This window comes from Mesorhizobium sp. M2E.F.Ca.ET.209.01.1.1 (genome assembly GCF_004010375.2).
Lineage (GTDB): Bacteria > Pseudomonadota > Alphaproteobacteria > Rhizobiales > Rhizobiaceae > Mesorhizobium.
The window spans coordinates 25,944-43,269 of the sequence record NZ_SADP02000007.1 but is presented as its reverse complement, the minus strand read 5'-3'; the positions used below and the strand labels follow the sequence as shown (position 1 = coordinate 43,269).

Genomic DNA, 17,326 nt, shown 5'->3' with positions numbered 1-17,326 from the left:
CGTTCCATTCGGACGCGCTGATTGCCGAATTGCAGGACGCGCTGGTCGAGACCTGGGATGCGCTCGGCATCCCCTATGCCGGCTCAGGCCGTCCCGCCGTCGCCAAGACCGACCGCATCATTCCGCTGCTTGTTCCGAAGTCAGGCGGCTGAAGCCCGTTTTAATCTCTACTCCGGCGGCCATCCGCTGCAACTTTCTGCGCTTCTACAGCGCCGCGCGTCCATTTCGGACGCGCAAAGGACGCTGTAGCAATTTCAATTTGGCGCATGATCCTTTCCGAAGATCGAATCCGATCTTCGGGGTCATGCGCGTGCTCACCCTGAATGTCCGCTGCGCTCCGGTTCTCGAAAGTCACACCGGCTGACTCACCGGAGCGAGTTTCAATCCGGGCTTCGTCGACGGCTCGGCTACACAGTCTTCATCCACCTCGCCAGGCGATGCGCCGCTTCCTCGAGCTGATCGAGGCGGCGGTGGAAGCATAGTCTGAGGAAGCTCTCGCCGCCGGGACCGAAGGCGGTGCCCGGCGCCAGGCCGACATTGGCATTGTCGACGATGTCGAAGGCGGCTTTTCGAGAATCGGTGAGACCGTCGACCCTGAAGAACAGGTAGAAGGCGCCCTGCGGCACGGTGAAACGCGCCTTGCCGGTTTCGCCCAGTATATCGCAGACCAGATCGCGCGCGGCATGCGCGCGCTCCACCTGTTCGGTGATGAAGTCGTCGCCCTCGTCGAGGGCGGCGACAGCGCCGCGCTGCATGAACTGCGCGACGCCCGAGGTCGAGTACTGGATCAGGTTCTCGAACACCTGCTGCAAGGCTGGATGGGTCTTGATCCAGCCCACGCGCCAGCCGGTCATCGCCCAGTTCTTGGAAAAACTGTTGACGAACAGGATACGGTCCTCGGCCGTGGCGATGTCGAGGAAGGACGGCGCGCGGCCATGACCATAGTGGAACAGCGAATAGATCTCGTCGGCGATGATCCAAAGGCCCCTTGCGCGGGCAAGATCGAGGATCGCCTGGAGCGTCTCCCTGTCGGCCGTCCAGCCGGTCGGGTTCGACGGCGTGTTGATGAACAACAGCTTCGTGCGCGGCGTGATCGCGGAGGCGATCTTGTCAACGTCGCAGGACCAGCCATTGCCGGACTGGTCGAGCGTGACCGGCACCGGCACGGCGCCCGCCACGCCGGCGGCAGCGGCGAAATTCGGCCAGGCGGGAGAGAGGTAGATCACCTCGTCGCCGCTGCCGGCGATGGCGTCGATGGCCAGCTGGATGGCATGCATGCCGGATCCGGTGACGATGAACTCCTCCTCGGCGAAGATCTTGCCGAAATGCCTGGCGTAGTAGCGCGCGAGCGCCTGCCGGAGCTCGGGAATGCCCTTCTGCCAGGTGTAGAAGGTCTCGCCACTGGCGAGCCCGCGGGCAGCGGCATCGCTGATGAAGGAAGGCGTCGGCAGATCGCCCTCGCCGGCCCAGAGCGGGATCAGCCCTTCGCGCAGGCGGCCATGGTTGATGACGGCGACGATGCCGCTTTCGGGTGCGGCGCGGGCTTCGGCGCGCAAGGTCTCGGTAATGGTCATGGCAAATCCGTGTTCGTGTCGTCAGCGCTCTTATCAGATCGCTAAACGAAAAACCCCGGCCGCCTGGAGCCGGGGTTTTGGTCCAGAGGTTCCACTCTGCGTTACTTCTTGGCGAGCAGATCGCGGATTTCGGTCAGCAGCGCGACATCGGCCGGCGGCGGCGCGGCAGGAGCGGCAGGCTTCTCGCGCTCAAGCCGCTTGCGCAGATTGTTCACCGCCTTGACCATCAGGAAGATGATGAAGGCAAGGATCAGGAAATTCAGCACCACAGTGATAAAGCTGCCATAGGCGAAGACGGCGCCTTCTTTCTTGGCATCGGCCAATGCGGCCGAATGGACGTTCGAGGACAGCCCGAAGAAGTAATTGTTGAAGTCCAGCCCGCCGAAAATCGCGCCGACGATCGGCATGATGATGTCGTTGACCAGCGAATCAACGATCTTGCCGAAGGCGGCGCCGATGATGACGCCGACGGCCAGGTCCATCACATTGCCCTTGGAAATGAACTCCTGGAATTCTTTCAGCATTCGACCCTCCTTGCCGTGACGGGCCGCGCTGCCGCCTCACCGATTGTCCTTCGGCGCTGGCCCCAGCCCACAATAACAAAAACCCCCGGCTGCAAAACCGGAAAAACAGCGGAGGCACCGGTTTGTGCTACGCTTCGTCATCGGCCGCATATGCGCCGAAAGCCGCGATGGACTTGGGCCCCGAGCTGTGGTTGCGTCAGGGCGGTCGAGCGTTTCATCGAAATGCCCGGCCGCTTTGGGTATTTGTTCTGACGCAATTCCGGACGGCAAATCGCCTGGTAATTTTGCCCGGAATTGGTTGGGCAGGCCGGATGGGAGACCGGCCAGGGAGGAAGCGCGGGCCGTGCAAGGCTGGTTCGTCGTCATCATCGCGATCGCCTATGTGACGCTGCTTTTCGCCATTGCCAGTGTCGGCGACCGGCGTGCCGTCGCCACTGGGCTCGGCCGGGCGAGGCCGTTCATCTATGCGCTCAGCCTGGCCATCTACTGCACCTCCTGGACCTTCTTCGGCTCGGTCGGCCTTTCCTCCGAGCGCGGCCTCGAATTCCTCGGCATTTATACCGGCCCGGTGCTGGTCTTCGTGTTCGGCTTCCCGCTGCTCAACCGCCTGGTCCGACTGGCGAAAAGCGAGAAGATCACCTCGATCGCCGACTTTCTCGGCGCCCGCTACGGCAAAAGCTTCACCGTCGCGGCGATCGCGACGCTGATCGCCACGATCGGCGCGGTGCCCTATATCGCGCTGCAGCTCAAGGCGATCTCGGGCTCGGTCAGCCTGATGATCGAGCACTATACCGGCTCGCCGCCCAGCTTCGATCCTTTTGTCAGCGATATCTCGCTGGTGGTGGCGATGCTTTTGGCGCTGTTCGCGGTGCTGTTCGGCACGCGCCACGCCGACGCCACGGAGCATCAGGACGGGCTGGTTCTGGCGGTTGCGGTCGAGACCATGGTGAAGCTTGCCGCCTTTCTCGCCATCGGGCTGATGGTGACGTTCCTGATCTTCGGCGGCCCCGGCGATATGTTCGCCAAGCTCGCCGCGAACGGTCAGGTACGCCAGGCGATGAGCTACAACACCTCTTTAGCCACCTGGCTGGTGCTGACCACCTTGAGCGGCTTTGCTATCCTGATGCTGCCGCGGCAATTCTATGTCACCATCGTCGAGAACCGCAGCGAGGCCGAACTGCGCACGGCGACCTGGCTGTTCCCGCTCTATCTCGTGGCGATCAACCTCTTCGTGCTGCCGATCGCCTTTGCCGGCCTGTCGCTGGTCGGCACCAAGACCAGCAGCGACCTTTATGTGCTGTCGCTGCCGCTGCTCGGCGGCCATGACGTGCTCGCCATGGCCGCCTTCGTCGGCGGCCTGTCGGCGGCGACCGCGATGGTGATCGTCGAAAGCGTCGCGCTGTCGATCATGATCTCCAATGATCTCATCATCCCGCTGTTCGTGCGCCGCGTGATCAAGACCAGTTCTTCCGAGAACGAGGACTGGTCGACGCTGATCCTCAACGTACGGCGCGCTTCCATCTTCATCCTGCTGTTCATCGCGTTCCTCTATTACCGCGAGAGCACCAACAGCGCGCGGCTGTCCTCGATCGGCCTGATGTCGTTCGCGGCGATCGCACAATTCGCGCCGGCGCTCATCGGCGGTCTGATTTGGCGCCGCGCCAATGGCCGGGGCGCCGCGCTCGGCATGGTCGCGGGCATCGCCGTCTGGGGTTACACGCTTCTTCTGCCTTCGCTCGCCGGGCCCCGTTCCTACATCGTCGTCCATGGACTGTTCGGCTTCGAGGCGCTGAGGCCACAGGCGCTGTTCGGCACCGTCGGCGAGCCGCTGAACCACGGCGTGCTGTGGAGCCTCTCGGTCAACGCCCTGTTCTTCGTGCTGGGGTCGCTGTCGCGCGCGTCCGTGCCGCTTGAGCGCATCCAGGCGGCGATCTTCGTGCCGCGCGAGGCGGGCCCGATGCCAAGCCTCAGGCGGTTTCGCACCGCCGTCACCGTCAACGATCTCAAGGACACGATCTCGCGCTATCTCGGCGTCGAGCGCACGGAGCGCTCCTTCCAGTCCTTCGAGAAGAGCGCAAGCGTTTCGCTCCACGGCAAGGAGCAAGCGAGCATGGATGTCATCCGCTTCTCGGAGCAATTGCTGGCAAGCGCCGTCGGCTCTTCCTCGGCGCGGCTGATCCTGTCGCTGCTCTTCCGCCGCAACGACCGCGATTCCAGGGATGCCTTCAAGCTGCTCGACGACGCCACCGAAGCGCTGCAGCACAATCGCGACCTTTTACAGATCGCGCTCGACCAGATGGAGCAGGGCATCACCGTCTTCGACCGCGATTTCCGGCTGATATGCTGGAACCGGCAGTACCGGCTGCTGTTCGACCTGCCGGACGAAATGGGCCAGGTCGGCGTGTCGCTCGACCGGATCCTGCGCCATCTTGCCGAACGCGGCGATATTCCCGCCGACCAGCGCGTGACGATGCTCAACCGGCTAACCAGCTTCGCCGGGCCATGGCAGATGGAGCTGAAGACCAGCGGACGCATCCTGGAGCTGCGCTCCAACCCGATGCCCGACGGCGGCATCGTCGCCACCTATGCCGACATCTCCGGCCGCGTCGAGCAGGACCTGGCGCTGAAGCGGGCCAATGAATCGCTGGAACAGCGGGTCAAGACCCGCACCATCGAACTCACCCGGGTCAACGAGGAACTGGCGCAAGCGCAGATGCTGGCCGAGGAGGCCAATCTCGGCAAGACGCGCTTCCTCGCCGCCGCCGGCCACGACATCCTGCAACCGCTGAACGCTGCCCGGCTCTATTGCTCGTCGCTGATCGAGAAGGCCGGCAAGGGGCCGGCCGGCAAGGCGGCGGTCAACATCGAGTCCTCGCTGGAATCGGTCGAGACCATCCTCGGCGCGGTGCTCGACATCTCGCGGCTCGACGCCGGCGCCATGAAGCCGGAAGACACCGCCTTCAGCCTCGGCGGACTGCTCAGCCAGATCGGCAATGATTTTCGCCCGCTCGCCGCTGAAAAGAAGCTCGAGCTCACGATCATCCCATCCTCGCTCGGTGTCATGACCGACCGCAATTTGCTGCGCCGGCTGATCCAGAACCTGGTCTCCAACGCAATCAAATACACGCGCCAGGGCCGCATCCTGGTTGGGGTCAGAAGACGCGGCGAACTGGCCGAGATCCAGGTGATCGACACCGGCATCGGCATCGCCGGCGACAAGCTCAACACCGTTTTCCATGAGTTCACGCGCCTCGATGAGGGCGTGCGCGAAGCGGAAGGGCTTGGCCTGGGGCTCTCCATCGTCGATCGCATCGCCCGGGTGCTGAGGCTCGAAATCCGCATTTTCTCCAACCCAGGCAAAGGCACGCGCTTTTCCGTCATCCTGCCGGTCGCCGCAGTCGCGGCGCCGCCGCGCGAGATCGGCAGGGCGCAGGCCCGCTCCGCATCGACGCTTGCCGGGCTCAATGTGCTCTGCATCGACAATGACGCGCGCATCCTCGACGGCATGCGGCTGCTGCTTGAAGGCTGGGGCTGCCGTGTCGAGACGGCTTCGGGATCGGCAGAGCTCGTGCTGCTCGGCAGGGCGAGGCCGGACGTCGTGCTGGCAGACTATCATCTCGACGGCGGCACCGGGCTCGATGCAATCGCCAGGCTGCGAGCCGCCTACGGCCAGGACCTGCCCTGCGTGCTGGTCACCGCCGATCGCTCCAGCGAGGTGCGCGCCGCCGCAAGCCAGCTCGACATTCCGGTCGTCAACAAGCCGGTGAAGCCCGCCGTGCTGCGCTCGATGATGGCAAGGGTCAGGCCGCTGGCGCCGGCGGCGGAGTGATTTTATGGACTGCCCTCAGCCACGATGGCCGAGACTTTTGAGATAGGCGCAGAGCATGTCGGCGAGCGCGTCGGCATAGGCTTCGATCTCGCCGGCCGTCCGCTCCTTCTCCGAGAAATCCGCTCCCACGGCGCTCAGCGTCCTCATCATCAGTTCGCCGGCCAGAGCGCGATCGGAATCCGGCGCGTCAGGAAGCGTCTCGCGCACGAAGGCCTCGACGGTCCGGTTCGCCGTCGCCCTCGCCTCCTGCGCCTCCGGCGCATCCCGGTAGAGCGGCGCGGCGTCGTTCAGCGCGCCGCGCACCGCCGCCTCCTCGCATTCCGAGCGGATGAAGGCATGGACCAGCGTTCTTATCCGTTCGAGCGGCGATAGCTCGGCGTTTTCGAGGATGCCGCACAAGAGCTCGGTGGTCTGGCGCCATTCGTCGCTCTGCAGCCGGAACAGCAGCGCCGCCTTGTTCGGGAAATACTGGTAGAGCGAGCCGACGCTGACGCCGGCCCTTTCGGCGACGCGCGTGGTGGTGAAACGCTGCGCCCCCTCGCTCGCCAAAACCTGAGCGGCCGCCTGGAGAATGGCCGCGACAAGCTCCGTGGCGCGCGCCTGTTTGGGCTGTTTTCGGGTGGAAATTGAAGGGCTTGGGCGAATGGTCACGGACGCGCTCGGAAATGCGAATTGGAAACCTGAAGGATTATTCGTATTTTTCGAAGCAACACAAGAACCCGCCCGGAGACAGTCATGACCACCTTGACCGCAACCCCTTTGGCTCCGCTGCTCGCGCGCCTGTTCAAGGAAGCCGATGCGGCGACCAGCCCGGCGATCGCCCGCTACTCACGTGAGGAACGGACGCGCCTCACTCACAGCAAGACCGAATACCGCCAGTTCTACGGCAGCCTGAAGGACCTGTGGCTCGCGGTCTCGCCGGAGACCTCACGCTGCTCTACATGCTGGCGCGCAGCACCGGTGCGCGCATCATCGTCGAGTTCGGCACATCGTTCGGCATCTCGACGCTCTATCTTGCCGCGGCGCTGCGCGATAATGGCGGCGGCCGCCTGATCACGACGGAATTCGAGCCGTCCAAGGTGGTGCGGGCCAAATCCAATCTGACAGAGGGCGGTCTCATCGATCTGGTGGAAATCCGCGAGGGCGACGCGCTGGAAACGCTGAGCAAGGACCTGCCGGACCGGATAGACCTCTTGCTGCTCGACGGCGCCAAGGCGCTCTATCCGAAGATATTGAGCCTCGTCGAGAGCCGGCTCAGGCCCGGCGCGCTGGTCATCACAGACAATGCCGACTTCTCGCCCGACTATCTGGAACGGGTGCGCGCCCCGGCCGGCGGTTACATGTCGACGCCGTTCGGCGACGACGTCGAGCTGTCAATGCGGCTCAACTGAACACGCTCCCAACAATAAACCCATGCTGTCCGTCGGGCAGCCGTAGGCGTTTACGTCAACCAACGCGCAATCCCGGCCTTCGGGCCTCCTGGCTTTCGAGCCTTCGACGCGTAGGTGACATCATGACCATCCTCCCATCGTCCTGGCGCGGGCTGCCGCGCCCGGCCCTGCTCGGCCTCTTCCTGTTCTTCTGCGCCGGTTTCGCGGACGGCGCGCTGGTGCCTTTCTTTCCGCTGTCGGCGAGCAGCGAGGCGAACATCCCGATCGGCGCCATCGGCCTCTTGTTCGCCTGCTATGCCGGCGGCGAACTTGTCGCCGCGCCGCTGATCGGCGGCATCGCCGACCGGATCGGCCGGCGGCCGGTGCTGATCCTGTCGTCGCTCGGTGTCGGTTGCGGCTTCATCGCGCTGTTCTTCGTCCATGGCGTCGCCGCCACCGCGGCCGTGCTGCTCCTGACAGGCATGTGCGAGTCGGTGCTCCACCCGACCATCCTCACCGCGATCGCCGACGTGACCGAGCCGTCAGCGCATCCGCGCTGGTTCGGCATGGCAAGGGTGAGCTCGAGCGCCGGGCAGATCCTCGGCCCGGCCTGCGGCGCGCTGCTGGCGCTCGTTTCGCTCGGCAGCGTGTTCCTGGCCGGCGGCGGCATGCTCATCCTTGGCGGCATCGTCATGATCGTCGCATTCGCCGAAACGCATGGCAGCGGTCGTGCCGAAGACGAAGCGGAGGAAGAGGACGGCCTGTCGGCGCTGCTGCCGGCTTTCCGCGACGGCCGCCTGGCGAAGCTGCTCGCCTGGGTCGTGCTGTTCGAGATTTCCGGCAACTGGATCGAGGCAGTCATCCCGCTCTACGCGCAGGATGCAGGCTCGCTCACCCCGTCCGGTGTCGGCGCGCTATTTGCATATGCGGCCGCCCTGACGGTCGCTTTGCAGATGCTGGTCAGCCGCTTTGCCGAGACGCGGTCGGCCCTCTGGCTGGCAGCCGGCGCAGGCATCTCGACCATCGCCGCCTTTGCGCTGCTGGCGGCCTCGCCGGCCATGATCTCGCTCGTCGCCGCGGTCAGCCTTTGCGCGGTGGGACAGATGCTGGTCGGGCCGCTGGTGCCGACGGCCGTCAACGCGCTGGCGCCGTCGGCGCGGCGCGCCTCCTATATGGCGGCTTCTTCCGTGGCGGTCGACCTCAAGGACTCGCTCGGGCCGTCGATCGGCACCGCACTCTATGCGCTGGCGCCGCGCCTGCCCTGGATCGCCGGCATTCCGCTGGTGGCCATCGCTTCGCTTGGTCTCGGCGCGGCGATCGGGCACGCTCGCAATCCTTCAGGCCCGACCGAGGACGATGCCTCGTCGCAGTTGGGCTCCGCCGTCGAAAATTATCGCTGACGGGCGCAGGCCGCCGACCCGACGCGAAGCGACCGCATCATCGCTTCGCGTCGGGTCGGATCCAGTCAGGGTGAAAAAGCTTCGCCTGAAGTGCATGCGGTCAGCCAACCGGCTGCAACGGGTCATTGCCGATCTTGGAAAGCTGGATGACCGCCTGGGTGCGGCTGTCGACGCCGAGCTTCTGCAATATGGCCGAGACATGGGCCTTGATGGTGGCCTCGGAAACGCCGAGCTCATAAGCGATCTGCTTGTTGAGCAGGCCCTCCGCCAGCATGCCGAGCACGCGCGTCTGCTGCGGCGTCAGCGCCTGCAGGCGCTTGATCAGGTCGGAGATCTCCGGGTCGCGCTCGACGCCGAGCTCGATGCCGGCGGGCGCCGCGATATCGCCGGCGAGGACGGCCTGCACCGCGGCGCGGATTTCTTCCATGCTGGCCGATTTGGAGATGAAGCCGGAAGCGCCGAGATCGAGGGCGCGGCGGATGGTGACGGGATCGTCATGCGCCGACACCACGACCAGCGGCACCGCCGGATGGATGCCGCGGAGCGCAATCAGGCCGGAAAGGCCGCTGGCGCCCGGCATCGACAGGTCGAGCAGCACCATGTCGATATCCTCATTGGCCAGCACCAGCGCCTTGGCGCTTTCGAAATCCCCGGCCTCGTGGATGGCGGCAACATCACCGATACCGGCCAGCGCCTCCTTCAGCGCGCCGCGAAAAAGCGGATGGTCGTCGGCAATGACGAAAGTGTGGCCCGACGGCAAATATTCCTCCCCCGATCCCATCATCATTTTCGTGCTTCTTGCGGGGACCGGAATGATTATGCGGCGGCGCGGCGCTTTTTCAAGCGGCAAAGGCCCCGTGCGGGTTTTCCCCAAGGGGCGGCCCGGCTTTTGTTTGCGCAATTCCGGACGGAAAACCGCTGTGCACTTTTCCTGGAATTGCGCCCCGGCTCAGGTCTTCTGCTGGTTCAGCTTGCCGCCGCCGTCGCCGTCTTCCTTGTCCATGTCCTTGACGATGTCCTTGAAGGTCCGAAAGAAGCGCTCCATGTAGCCCATGGTCCTGTTGAAATCCTCTTCGCTCGGCAGTTGCGATTCCAGCCGGGCGGAGAGCGAATTCTCAAGCTTGGCGACCCGCGCGTCGAGCGCCTTGACCGAATTGTCCAGCCGGTCGATCTCGTCCTGGTAGGCGGCGCGCTCGTCCGCCGCCATCTTGCAGACGAGCTGGCCGGTGCGCTCCTCGCAGATCGACATGGCGCCGGTCCTCGTATCCATGCGGACATAGCCGTTGGCCGACTTCTCCAAACGGTAGTGGTCGGTCTCCTCGGAAAAGGCGGAAGCGGCAACCAACGAGCAAAGCGCCGCGGGGATCAGGATGTGCTGCAGACGCATATCGTCCTCCATGAGCCAGTGAAGGCCGGCTATCACAGGTTTGCGCCGGAAATGGGGAAGAGTCGAGCTTCAAGCCTTTCCCGCTCCTTCGGTTCAGACTATAGCGCGAGAATGTCTCAGATTATCTACAAGATCGCCCCCGAGGCGCTGTGGCGCGAGGCCGAAAAGAACGGGCGCTTCACCGGCGCGCCGATCGACCTCGCCGACGGCTTCATCCATTTTTCCACCGCTGCGCAGGTGCGCGAGACGGCGGCGAAACATTTCGCCGGCCAGAGGGGTCTGCTGCTGGTCGCCGTCGACGCGGCAAAGCTGGGCGACGCGCTGAAATACGAGGTGTCACGCGGCGGCGCGCTGTTCCCGCATCTCTACGCCCCACTCGCTCTCGATGCCGTCCTTTGGGCCAAGCCTTTGCCGCTCGGCGCCGGCGGCCACGAATTCCCGGCGCTGGAGGACGAATGAGCGTGCTCGACCGGATCGGCCAGAAGCTGCTTTTCTCCTTCGATCCGGAAACCGCGCATGGCCTGTCGATCGCGGCTTTGCGCTGCGGGCTGCCGGTCGGAGCGACGGCGCCACGCGACGCGCGGCTCAAGATCAGGCTTTGCGGGCTCGACTTCCCGAATCCGATCGGCATGGCCGCCGGCTACGACAAGAACGCCGAAGTGCCGGACGCGCTGCTAGGGCTTGGCTTCGGCTTCGCCGAAGTCGGCACCATCACGCCGCTGCCGCAGCCCGGCAATCCGAAGCCGCGCATCTTCCGCCTGACGGCGGACGAGGCGGTGATCAACCGGCTGGGCTTCAACAATGAAGGTCATGCGGCCGCCGAAAAACGGCTTGCCGCGCGCAAGGGGCGGCCGGGCATTGTCGGCGTCAACATTGGCGCCAACAAGGACAGCGCCGACCGCATCGGCGACTATGAGCGCGGCGTCGCCCGCTTCGCGCCCCATGCGAGCTATCTGACCGTCAACATCTCCTCGCCCAACACACCGGGCCTGCGGAACATGCAGGCGCGCGAGCAGCTTGGCGAATTGTTGGCGCGGGTGATGGCCGCGCGTGCCGCGGCCGCCGCGCAGCCGCCGGTCTTCCTCAAGATCGCGCCGGATCTCGTCGAGGCGGAACTGGAAGACATCGCCGCCGAGGCCGCCGAGAAGAGGATCGACGGCGTCATCGTCTCCAACACGACGCTGGCGCGGACCGGATTGCGGAGCGGCGGCGTGGCCAATGAAGCCGGCGGCCTCTCGGGAAAACCATTGTTCGAGCGTTCGACCGCGGTTCTGGCCCGGATGCGCAAGCTGCTCGGACCGCAGATGGCAATCATCGGTGTCGGCGGCGTCGACTCCGCCGAGACGGCGCTGGAGAAAATCCGCGCCGGCGCGGATCTCGTCCAGCTCTACACCGGCATGATCTACGCCGGGCCGGCGTTGCCGGGGCGCATCATTGCCGGCATGGCGCGCTTCGTGGAGCGGGAACGGCTCAAATCCATCGCGGAGCTGCGCGACAGCGGCTGCGCAAGCTGGTCCGAACGACTCTGACGCACAGCATCAGGAGGACGGAAGATGGCCGAGATTCTGAGTTCCGTCGTGGACGCGATCGGTGGAACGCCACTGGTCCGGCTCGACCGGCTGACGGCGCAGGCGGGCGTCGACGGCGCAATCCTCGCCAAGCTGGAATATCTCAATCCGGGCTTTTCCAAGAAGGATCGTGCGGCGCTTGGAATAATCGAGGAGGCCGAAAAATCCGGCGCCATCAAACCGGGGCAAACGGTGGTCGAGCTTACCTCCGGAAATATGGGCACGGGCCTCGCGATCGTCTGCGCGGTCAGGGGTTACCCCTTCGTCGCGGTGATGTCGAAGGGCAACTCCGAAGAGCGCGCCCGAATGATGACGGCGCTCGGCGCTGAAGTGATTCTGGTGGACCAGTTGCCGGGGTCGGTGCCGGGGCAGGTCTCGGGCGGCGATCTGGCGCTCGTCGAGCAGGCCGCCAGAGCGGTGACGGCGGAACGAGGCGCCTACCGCGCCGACCAGTTCCATCGCGACGGCAACTGGCTTGCGCATTATCACGGGACCGGCCCGGAAATCTGGGACGCCAGCCATGGCGCCGTCGACGCATTCGTCGACTTCATCGGCTCGGGCGGCACCTATGCCGGGGTGGCGAGGGCGCTCAAGGAACGCAATCCCCTGATCAAGTGTTTCATCGTCGAGCCTGAGGGCGCCGCGGCGGCGGCGGGCGAGACGATCACCCAACCCGAACACCCCATTCAAGGCGGCGGCTACGCCATGCCGGACCTGGCGTTCCTGACCGACGCGCCCGTCGATGGCTATCTTCAGGTTTCCGGCGACGAGGCACGCGAGACCACGCGCCTGCTGGCGCACGCCGAAGGCATCTTCGCCGGCTTCTCCTCCGGAGCGAACGTGGCCGCCGCGCTGCGTCTCCTACGCGGCGATCAAGCGGGCAAGATGATCGCCGTCGTGATTTGCGACTCCGGGCTGAAGTACCTCTCGACCGACCTCTGGAGCTGAGGAACGCCAGCGCTCGGCCGGAGCCGACCAATCGGGGCTAAAATGCGGTGCGCACCCTGAGCCTCAGCACCGCAAGCAAGCTCACGCCGCGCACCAGCAGGAAGACATGCAGCGACGCCCATAGCCCGTTGTTGCCGAAGGCCGGCGCCAGCGTGACGAGCGCGGCGCTGAAGGCGAGAAACGACAAAAGCATCATGTTGCGCATGTCGCGCGACCAGGTGGCGCCGATGAAGACGCCATCCATCTGGAAGGCCAGCACGCCGCTCAGCGCCGTGAAGGCCGCCCAGGGGAGATAAATGTCGGCGACTTCGCGGACCTCCGGCGAGGTCGTGACCAGCGCCACCAGGCTCGCGCCAGCAGTCAGCAGGATAAGGCTGGCGGCGGCCGCGAGGCCAAAACCCCAGATCAGCGTCAGCCGCACCGCCTGCCGGAAGGGAGCAGGCGCCTGCGCGCCGATGGCGCGCCCGGCCAACTGCTCGGCGGCGGTGGCAAAACCGTCGAGGAAATAGCCGGCGACGAGGAAGAAATTCATCAGCACGGCGTTGGCGGCAAGCGTCACAGTGCCGAACTGCGCGCCCTGCCTGGTGAACAGCGCGAAGGCGGCGAGCAGCGAGAAGGAGCGGATCATGATGTCGCGGTTGAGCGACAGCATGCGCCGATAGGCCGGCAAATCGAGGATGCGGCGGCGCGACGGCCGCTCCAGCCTGCGGAAGCGGTTGAGCACGATGGCAAGGCCGAGCAGCATGGCCAGGAACTCGCCGGTGACCGTCGCCCAGGCGACGCCGGCAACACCCCAGCCGAGCTCGAGGCCGAGCAGAAAGCAGAGCATGATGTTGATGCCGTTGAGCACCGCCTGCAGCATCAGCCCGAGCCCGCCTTCGCCCCGCCCCAGCACGTAGCCCAGTATGGCGTAGTTGATCAGCGAGAAGGGGGCGGCGAGCAGCCTGATGCGGATATAGATCGACATGGCCGCGCTGACGCGCGGCTCGGCACCCATGAACCATTGGCCGGCCACGGCAAAGAGCGGCGAAAGGGCCGCAAGTATGACGCCCGCGACGACCGCGATCAGCACGGCGCGCCACAGCACCGCCTGCTCTTCCAGCGCATCGCCGCGCCCGAAGGCCTGGGCGACAAGGCCGGTGGTGCCCGAGCGCAGGAAGTTGAAGGTGGTGAAGACGACGTCGAAGACCAGCGATCCCGCCGCCAGGCCGCCGAGAAGGGCCGCGTCGCTGAATTGGCCGACCACCGCCGTGTCGACGATGCCGAGCAGTGGCGTCGTCAGATAGGCAAGCGTCATCGGCACGGCGATCGCCAGCACCGAGCGGTTGGTGACGGCGAAGGACCTGACATCGGCTTCAGTCGCGTCCAAGGGGATTGCTGCCTGTTTGATTGCGGCTTGATCGAGGACCCGATGTGCCCCAGTTTGCCGGCGTCACGCAACCACATCCGCCGGACTGCCAACCGAATTCCAAACCTGGCGCAGCCCCCGATACATGCCGCTACAGATCGTCCATCACCCCGACTATGACGCCGGCTTCGCCGTCAACCATCGCTTTCCGATGAGCAAATATCCGCTTTTGATGGAGGCCCTGCGTATGCGCGGGCTGGCCGCGCCGGGCGCGCTTTCGATGCCGGAACCGGCGCCGGCGTCACGGCTGAAGCTGGCGCACGCAGCCGACTATGTCGACCAGGTGATCGCCTGCCAGGTGCCGCAGGTGATAGAGCGCGAGATCGGCTTTCCGGTCGGCCCGCGCGTGTCGCTACGGGCTCAGCTCGCCACGGCGGGGACCGTGCTGGCGGCCAGGCTGGCGCTGAAACACGGCATCGCCTGCAACGCCGCCGGCGGCAGCCATCACGCCAGGCGCGCGCAGGGCGCCGGCTTCTGCACCTTCAACGATGTTGCAGTCGCCGCGCTGGCGCTGCTGGCCGAAGGCGCCGTCGAAAACGTGCTGATTGTCGATCTCGACGTGCATCAGGGCGACGGCACGGCCGACATTCTGAAAGACGAACCGCGCGTCTTCACCTTTTCCATGCATGGCGAGCGCAATTATCCGGTGCGCAAGATCGCTTCCGACCTCGACATCGCACTGCCGGACGGCACCGGCGACGCCGCCTATCTCGAGCGGCTCGCCACCATCCTGCCGGAACTGTCCAGGCAAAGAAGCTGGGACATCGTCTTCTACAATGCGGGCGTGGATGTGCATGCCGAGGACAGGCTCGGCCGGCTGGCGCTGAGCGACGATGGCCTCCGCGCCCGCGAAGACATGGTCATCGGCCATTTCCGTAAACACGACGTTCCGCTATGCGGCGTCATCGGCGGCGGCTACTCGACCGATGTACCGGCACTCGCCGCGCGCCACGCCATTCTCTTCGAGGTGGCTGCCCGATACGCAGCGGATTGCTAAACCTAGGCAGTAGGCAATAGGCAGTAGGCAATAGGGAAAGACAGTCCCTACTGCCTACTACTTCCTGTAGCTGGCGATCCGAAGCAGGATGAACACCGGAACGACGATCGCGGCGCCGAGCAGGATATAGCCGAGGAAGCGGTCGATGGCGTGGAAGCCGAGATTCCACAGATCCACGAAGAACTGACGGATACCGTAGAAGACGTCCATCGGCGACCAGCCGAAGGCATGCATGACGAGGCCCACGAGAAAGGAGACCACGAGCAGCTTCAGGAACACCCTGAGCGGCGTGTCGCCAAGAAAGCGCGTCAGTGCGGACAAGGCCATTCTCCGGTTCGAGCCGCCCGATTCGGCGGCGCGGTACCAGAGATACGCACTCGGCTGTCTACCATCAAGCCGACGGCATGCGAGAGGGAGCCTGCGTCAGCCGCCGGCCGGCAAGTTGGAGAGCTCCAGCAGTTGGCTGAGCGGAGAACCGGCGGGGATAGGACGGTTGCCGAGCCGCTCCTTGAGCGAGTTGTCGCAGAGATGGATGCAGAGCGTGCGCGGGGTCACGATGTCCCCGATCGAAAGGCCAGGGTCGAGCAACAACGAGACCTGGGCGTAGTGGACCGGATAGAATATGTCGATGGTCGAGGCGTGATCGATGACGCTGGCCTTGCCGGCAAAGTAGGTCATCGCGCAGGGCCCGAGCATGCCCCATCCATAGTGCGAGATATCGATCGGCACGCCTATCGCCTTGCGCCAATGGTAGCGTCGGCGTTTGCGCTCGCCGAGCCAGGGGGCGATGAAGTAGGGATCATCGACCATCTTCAGCGCCTCGCGCAGCATGTCGCTGTCCGAGGGCAGTTTCAGCACGGCGCCGTTGAGTTCGGTGTCGGTCTGGTAGCCGAAAATGTAGGCGGCTTGCGGAATCGGCTTCAGGCAATAGACATCGCAATCGACATAGAGGCCCATTCCGGCCTCAAGGATTTTCAACCGGTAGAGGTTGGAGAACAATGAAGGACTGCCGTTGGATCTATAGGTGACGATGCGTTCCCTCGGCATCAGCCGGGAGGCATCGAAAATCTCGACACCCTCGGGCACATTGTCCGGCTCGTCGTAACAGTGAAGACGAACCTGGTGCCCGGCGAGCAGGAAGGAACGCAGACAGGCAGCATGGATTTCGCCGAGCGCGCGGCCGATCCAAAGGGCGTTTACGACGGGTTCCATCGGTGTCATGCGGCACGCCTAGCCGCGATGGCGCTTGCCTGAGCAATGAATTCGCCGACGATCTTTGGCGGTGATCGCAATTCGCGCATGGCATCGCGATAGGCCACCGCACGACTTTCGAGTTCCAAGATCGGTTCGCGCAGATCGCTCATCAGGTCCAGCGAGCGGGCCGTATACGGTCGAAAACATTGCTTCGCGGCCGCGCTGAGGGAGTTCGCCGGCACGCCAACGGGTACCGAACCCGCATAAGCGCACTCGACATATTTCATCAGTTCGACATTGAACCGCGTGCCGCACAAGAGGAAGTGCGTGAAGCGAGCGGCAAGAGCGACAAAACGCTCATGGGTGATGTCGTGCCGCGGCGGCCGGCCTTGTTCGGGATAGCCTGGATGCTTCAGGTCGTGGACGAGGTGTCTCAGCAACGGAGACCAGCGCCGCCTGCGGCGCAAGGCGTAGCGGACCGGATAGAGCTCTCGTGAATTGGCGCCCGAAAGGAAGAGCCTGCGGCTGCGGCCTCGAAGAGGGGCGTCGATCTCCCGCGCCGAATCGTAAGCGAATGGAAGACGGGCAACGCCGGATGTCTTGAGCCGCCTTGTGAAAGCCAGGAACGGACCTTCGGGGTCGTAGGTCGTGGCGTAATGGACACCGGGAAGGTCGGCGCAATTGAAGATGAAGCGGACGTTGGGATTGACCGTGTCCGGCATGTCGGGGTCGCTGATCCGAAAAAAGATCGGAGGCCGGCTCTTCGCGGGACGTTCGAGGTAACGCCTGAGGCGCGCTACGTCTGTCTGCTCGACACGGTTGTCGACGACGCCGGTGTCGAAATCGCCAGCATCCAGCCCACTGATCGGCCTGACTTCCCAGCCGAGCGGCCGCGCAAAAGCCGGGCCGACGCCCGGATAGATCGCCTTTTCGTAAGGATGAGTGTCGGAATAGAAATAGATGATCCGCAACACGATGCCCCAGACCGCCGCAGTCGCGGGCACCGTTGCCTGGCAGGCAGCGTCCTTCGCGGCAAGCTAAACCCCGGCTTTTGTAATTCATGTCGAGAGATTCGGGCAATGCCGCTCATGCTTTCGCCGGGACAGCGACAGCTTCGGTCCGGTGGC

At 64.9% G+C, this 17,326-nt stretch carries 15 protein-coding genes and 2 pseudogenes; 8 read left to right on the top strand and 9 right to left on the bottom strand.

All coding sequences use genetic code 11. The features are described 5' to 3' along the window. Positions 1-152: pseudogene (locus EN852_RS42335) on the top strand (5-aminolevulinate synthase); the annotation flags it as partial. A 255-nt stretch (positions 153-407) separates the two neighbouring features. Here the strand turns inward: EN852_RS42335 and EN852_RS14985 are convergent. Continuing rightward, positions 408-1,574, bottom strand: coding sequence for a pyridoxal phosphate-dependent aminotransferase (locus EN852_RS14985; protein ID WP_127876059.1), 1,167 nt, complete (start codon positions 1,572-1,574; stop codon positions 408-410). Positions 1,575-1,675: 101 nt separating this feature from the next. Then, positions 1,676-2,098: a large conductance mechanosensitive channel protein MscL gene (gene mscL / locus EN852_RS14980; RefSeq protein WP_127876060.1), complete on the bottom strand. Its 423-nt coding sequence runs from the start codon at positions 2,096-2,098 to the stop codon at positions 1,676-1,678. Positions 2,099-2,441: 343 nt separating this feature from the next. Here mscL and EN852_RS14975 point away from each other — a divergent pair, with 343 nt between their 5' ends. Beyond that, the gene (locus EN852_RS14975) at positions 2,442-5,927 is read left to right on the top strand and encodes a PAS domain-containing hybrid sensor histidine kinase/response regulator (RefSeq protein WP_189545967.1); all 3,486 of its coding nucleotides are present in this window, start codon (positions 2,442-2,444) and stop codon (positions 5,925-5,927) included. Between the two features lie 15 nt (positions 5,928-5,942). Here the strand turns inward: EN852_RS14975 and EN852_RS14970 are convergent, their stop codons facing one another. Continuing rightward, positions 5,943-6,578, bottom strand: a complete 636-nt coding sequence (locus EN852_RS14970; RefSeq protein ID WP_127876062.1) for a TetR family transcriptional regulator — start codon at positions 6,576-6,578, stop codon at positions 5,943-5,945. A gap of 84 nt (positions 6,579-6,662) precedes the next feature. Here EN852_RS14970 and EN852_RS14965 point away from each other — a divergent pair. Further along, positions 6,663-7,318, top strand: a pseudogene (locus EN852_RS14965) (O-methyltransferase). Positions 7,319-7,440: 122 nt separating this feature from the next. Continuing rightward, on the top strand, positions 7,441-8,697 hold the full coding sequence (locus EN852_RS14960; protein ID WP_127876063.1) for an MFS transporter: 1,257 nt from the start codon (positions 7,441-7,443) through the stop codon (positions 8,695-8,697). Between the two features lie 100 nt (positions 8,698-8,797). Here EN852_RS14960 and EN852_RS14955 read toward each other — a convergent pair whose 3' ends face one another. Together EN852_RS14955 and EN852_RS14950 are read right to left on the bottom strand one after the other, a co-directional pair. Continuing rightward, the gene (locus EN852_RS14955) at positions 8,798-9,457 is read right to left on the bottom strand and encodes a response regulator transcription factor (protein ID WP_127306323.1); all 660 of its coding nucleotides are present in this window, start codon (positions 9,455-9,457) and stop codon (positions 8,798-8,800) included. 189 nt (positions 9,458-9,646) lie between these two features. Then, on the bottom strand, positions 9,647-10,084 hold the full coding sequence (locus EN852_RS14950; RefSeq protein WP_127867480.1) for a hypothetical protein: 438 nt from the start codon (positions 10,082-10,084) through the stop codon (positions 9,647-9,649). A 111-nt stretch (positions 10,085-10,195) separates the two neighbouring features. Between EN852_RS14950 and EN852_RS14945 the strand changes: the two genes are divergently transcribed. The 3 genes from EN852_RS14945 to EN852_RS14935 are packed head-to-tail and all read left to right on the top strand — an operon-like array spanning position 10,196 to position 12,600. Continuing rightward, positions 10,196-10,543 carry a DUF952 domain-containing protein gene (locus EN852_RS14945; protein ID WP_189545957.1) on the top strand — a complete coding sequence of 116 codons (348 nt, stop codon included), beginning with the start codon at positions 10,196-10,198 and terminating at the stop codon, positions 10,541-10,543. After that, positions 10,540-11,613 carry a quinone-dependent dihydroorotate dehydrogenase gene (locus EN852_RS14940; RefSeq protein ID WP_127876064.1) on the top strand — a complete coding sequence of 358 codons (1,074 nt, stop codon included), beginning with the start codon at positions 10,540-10,542 and terminating at the stop codon, positions 11,611-11,613. The genes EN852_RS14945 and EN852_RS14940 overlap by 4 nt, the downstream gene beginning before the upstream one ends. A 24-nt stretch (positions 11,614-11,637) precedes the next feature. Continuing rightward, complete coding sequence (locus EN852_RS14935) at positions 11,638-12,600, top strand: cysteine synthase family protein (RefSeq protein WP_127876065.1); 963 nt, start codon at positions 11,638-11,640, stop codon at positions 12,598-12,600. 37 nt (positions 12,601-12,637) lie between these two features. Here EN852_RS14935 and EN852_RS14930 read toward each other — a convergent pair whose 3' ends face one another. Further along, positions 12,638-13,975, bottom strand: a complete 1,338-nt coding sequence (locus EN852_RS14930; protein ID WP_189546004.1) for an MATE family efflux transporter — start codon at positions 13,973-13,975, stop codon at positions 12,638-12,640. Positions 13,976-14,093: 118 nt separating this feature from the next. Here EN852_RS14930 and EN852_RS14925 point away from each other — a divergent pair, with 118 nt between their 5' ends. Then, a complete protein-coding gene (locus EN852_RS14925; RefSeq protein WP_127876066.1) occupies positions 14,094-15,005 on the top strand; it encodes a histone deacetylase in 912 nt (303 codons plus the stop codon). A gap of 57 nt (positions 15,006-15,062) precedes the next feature. On the opposite strand, the gene EN852_RS14920 is transcribed toward EN852_RS14925, so the two are convergent. The 3 genes from EN852_RS14920 to EN852_RS14910 form a co-directional block, all read right to left on the bottom strand. Next, positions 15,063-15,332, bottom strand: coding sequence for a DUF6460 domain-containing protein (locus EN852_RS14920; RefSeq protein ID WP_181166832.1), 270 nt, complete (start codon positions 15,330-15,332; stop codon positions 15,063-15,065). A 96-nt stretch (positions 15,333-15,428) separates the two neighbouring features. Beyond that, a complete protein-coding gene (locus EN852_RS14915; RefSeq protein WP_127876067.1) occupies positions 15,429-16,226 on the bottom strand; it encodes a galactosyltransferase Lgt5 in 798 nt (265 codons plus the stop codon). Next, positions 16,223-17,203 (bottom strand): hypothetical protein, encoded by a 981-nt coding sequence (locus EN852_RS14910; RefSeq protein ID WP_127876068.1) that lies wholly within the window; start codon positions 17,201-17,203, stop codon positions 16,223-16,225. Before EN852_RS14910 ends, EN852_RS14915 begins: the two co-directional genes overlap by 4 nt. Between the last annotated feature and the right edge of the window lie 123 nt (positions 17,204-17,326).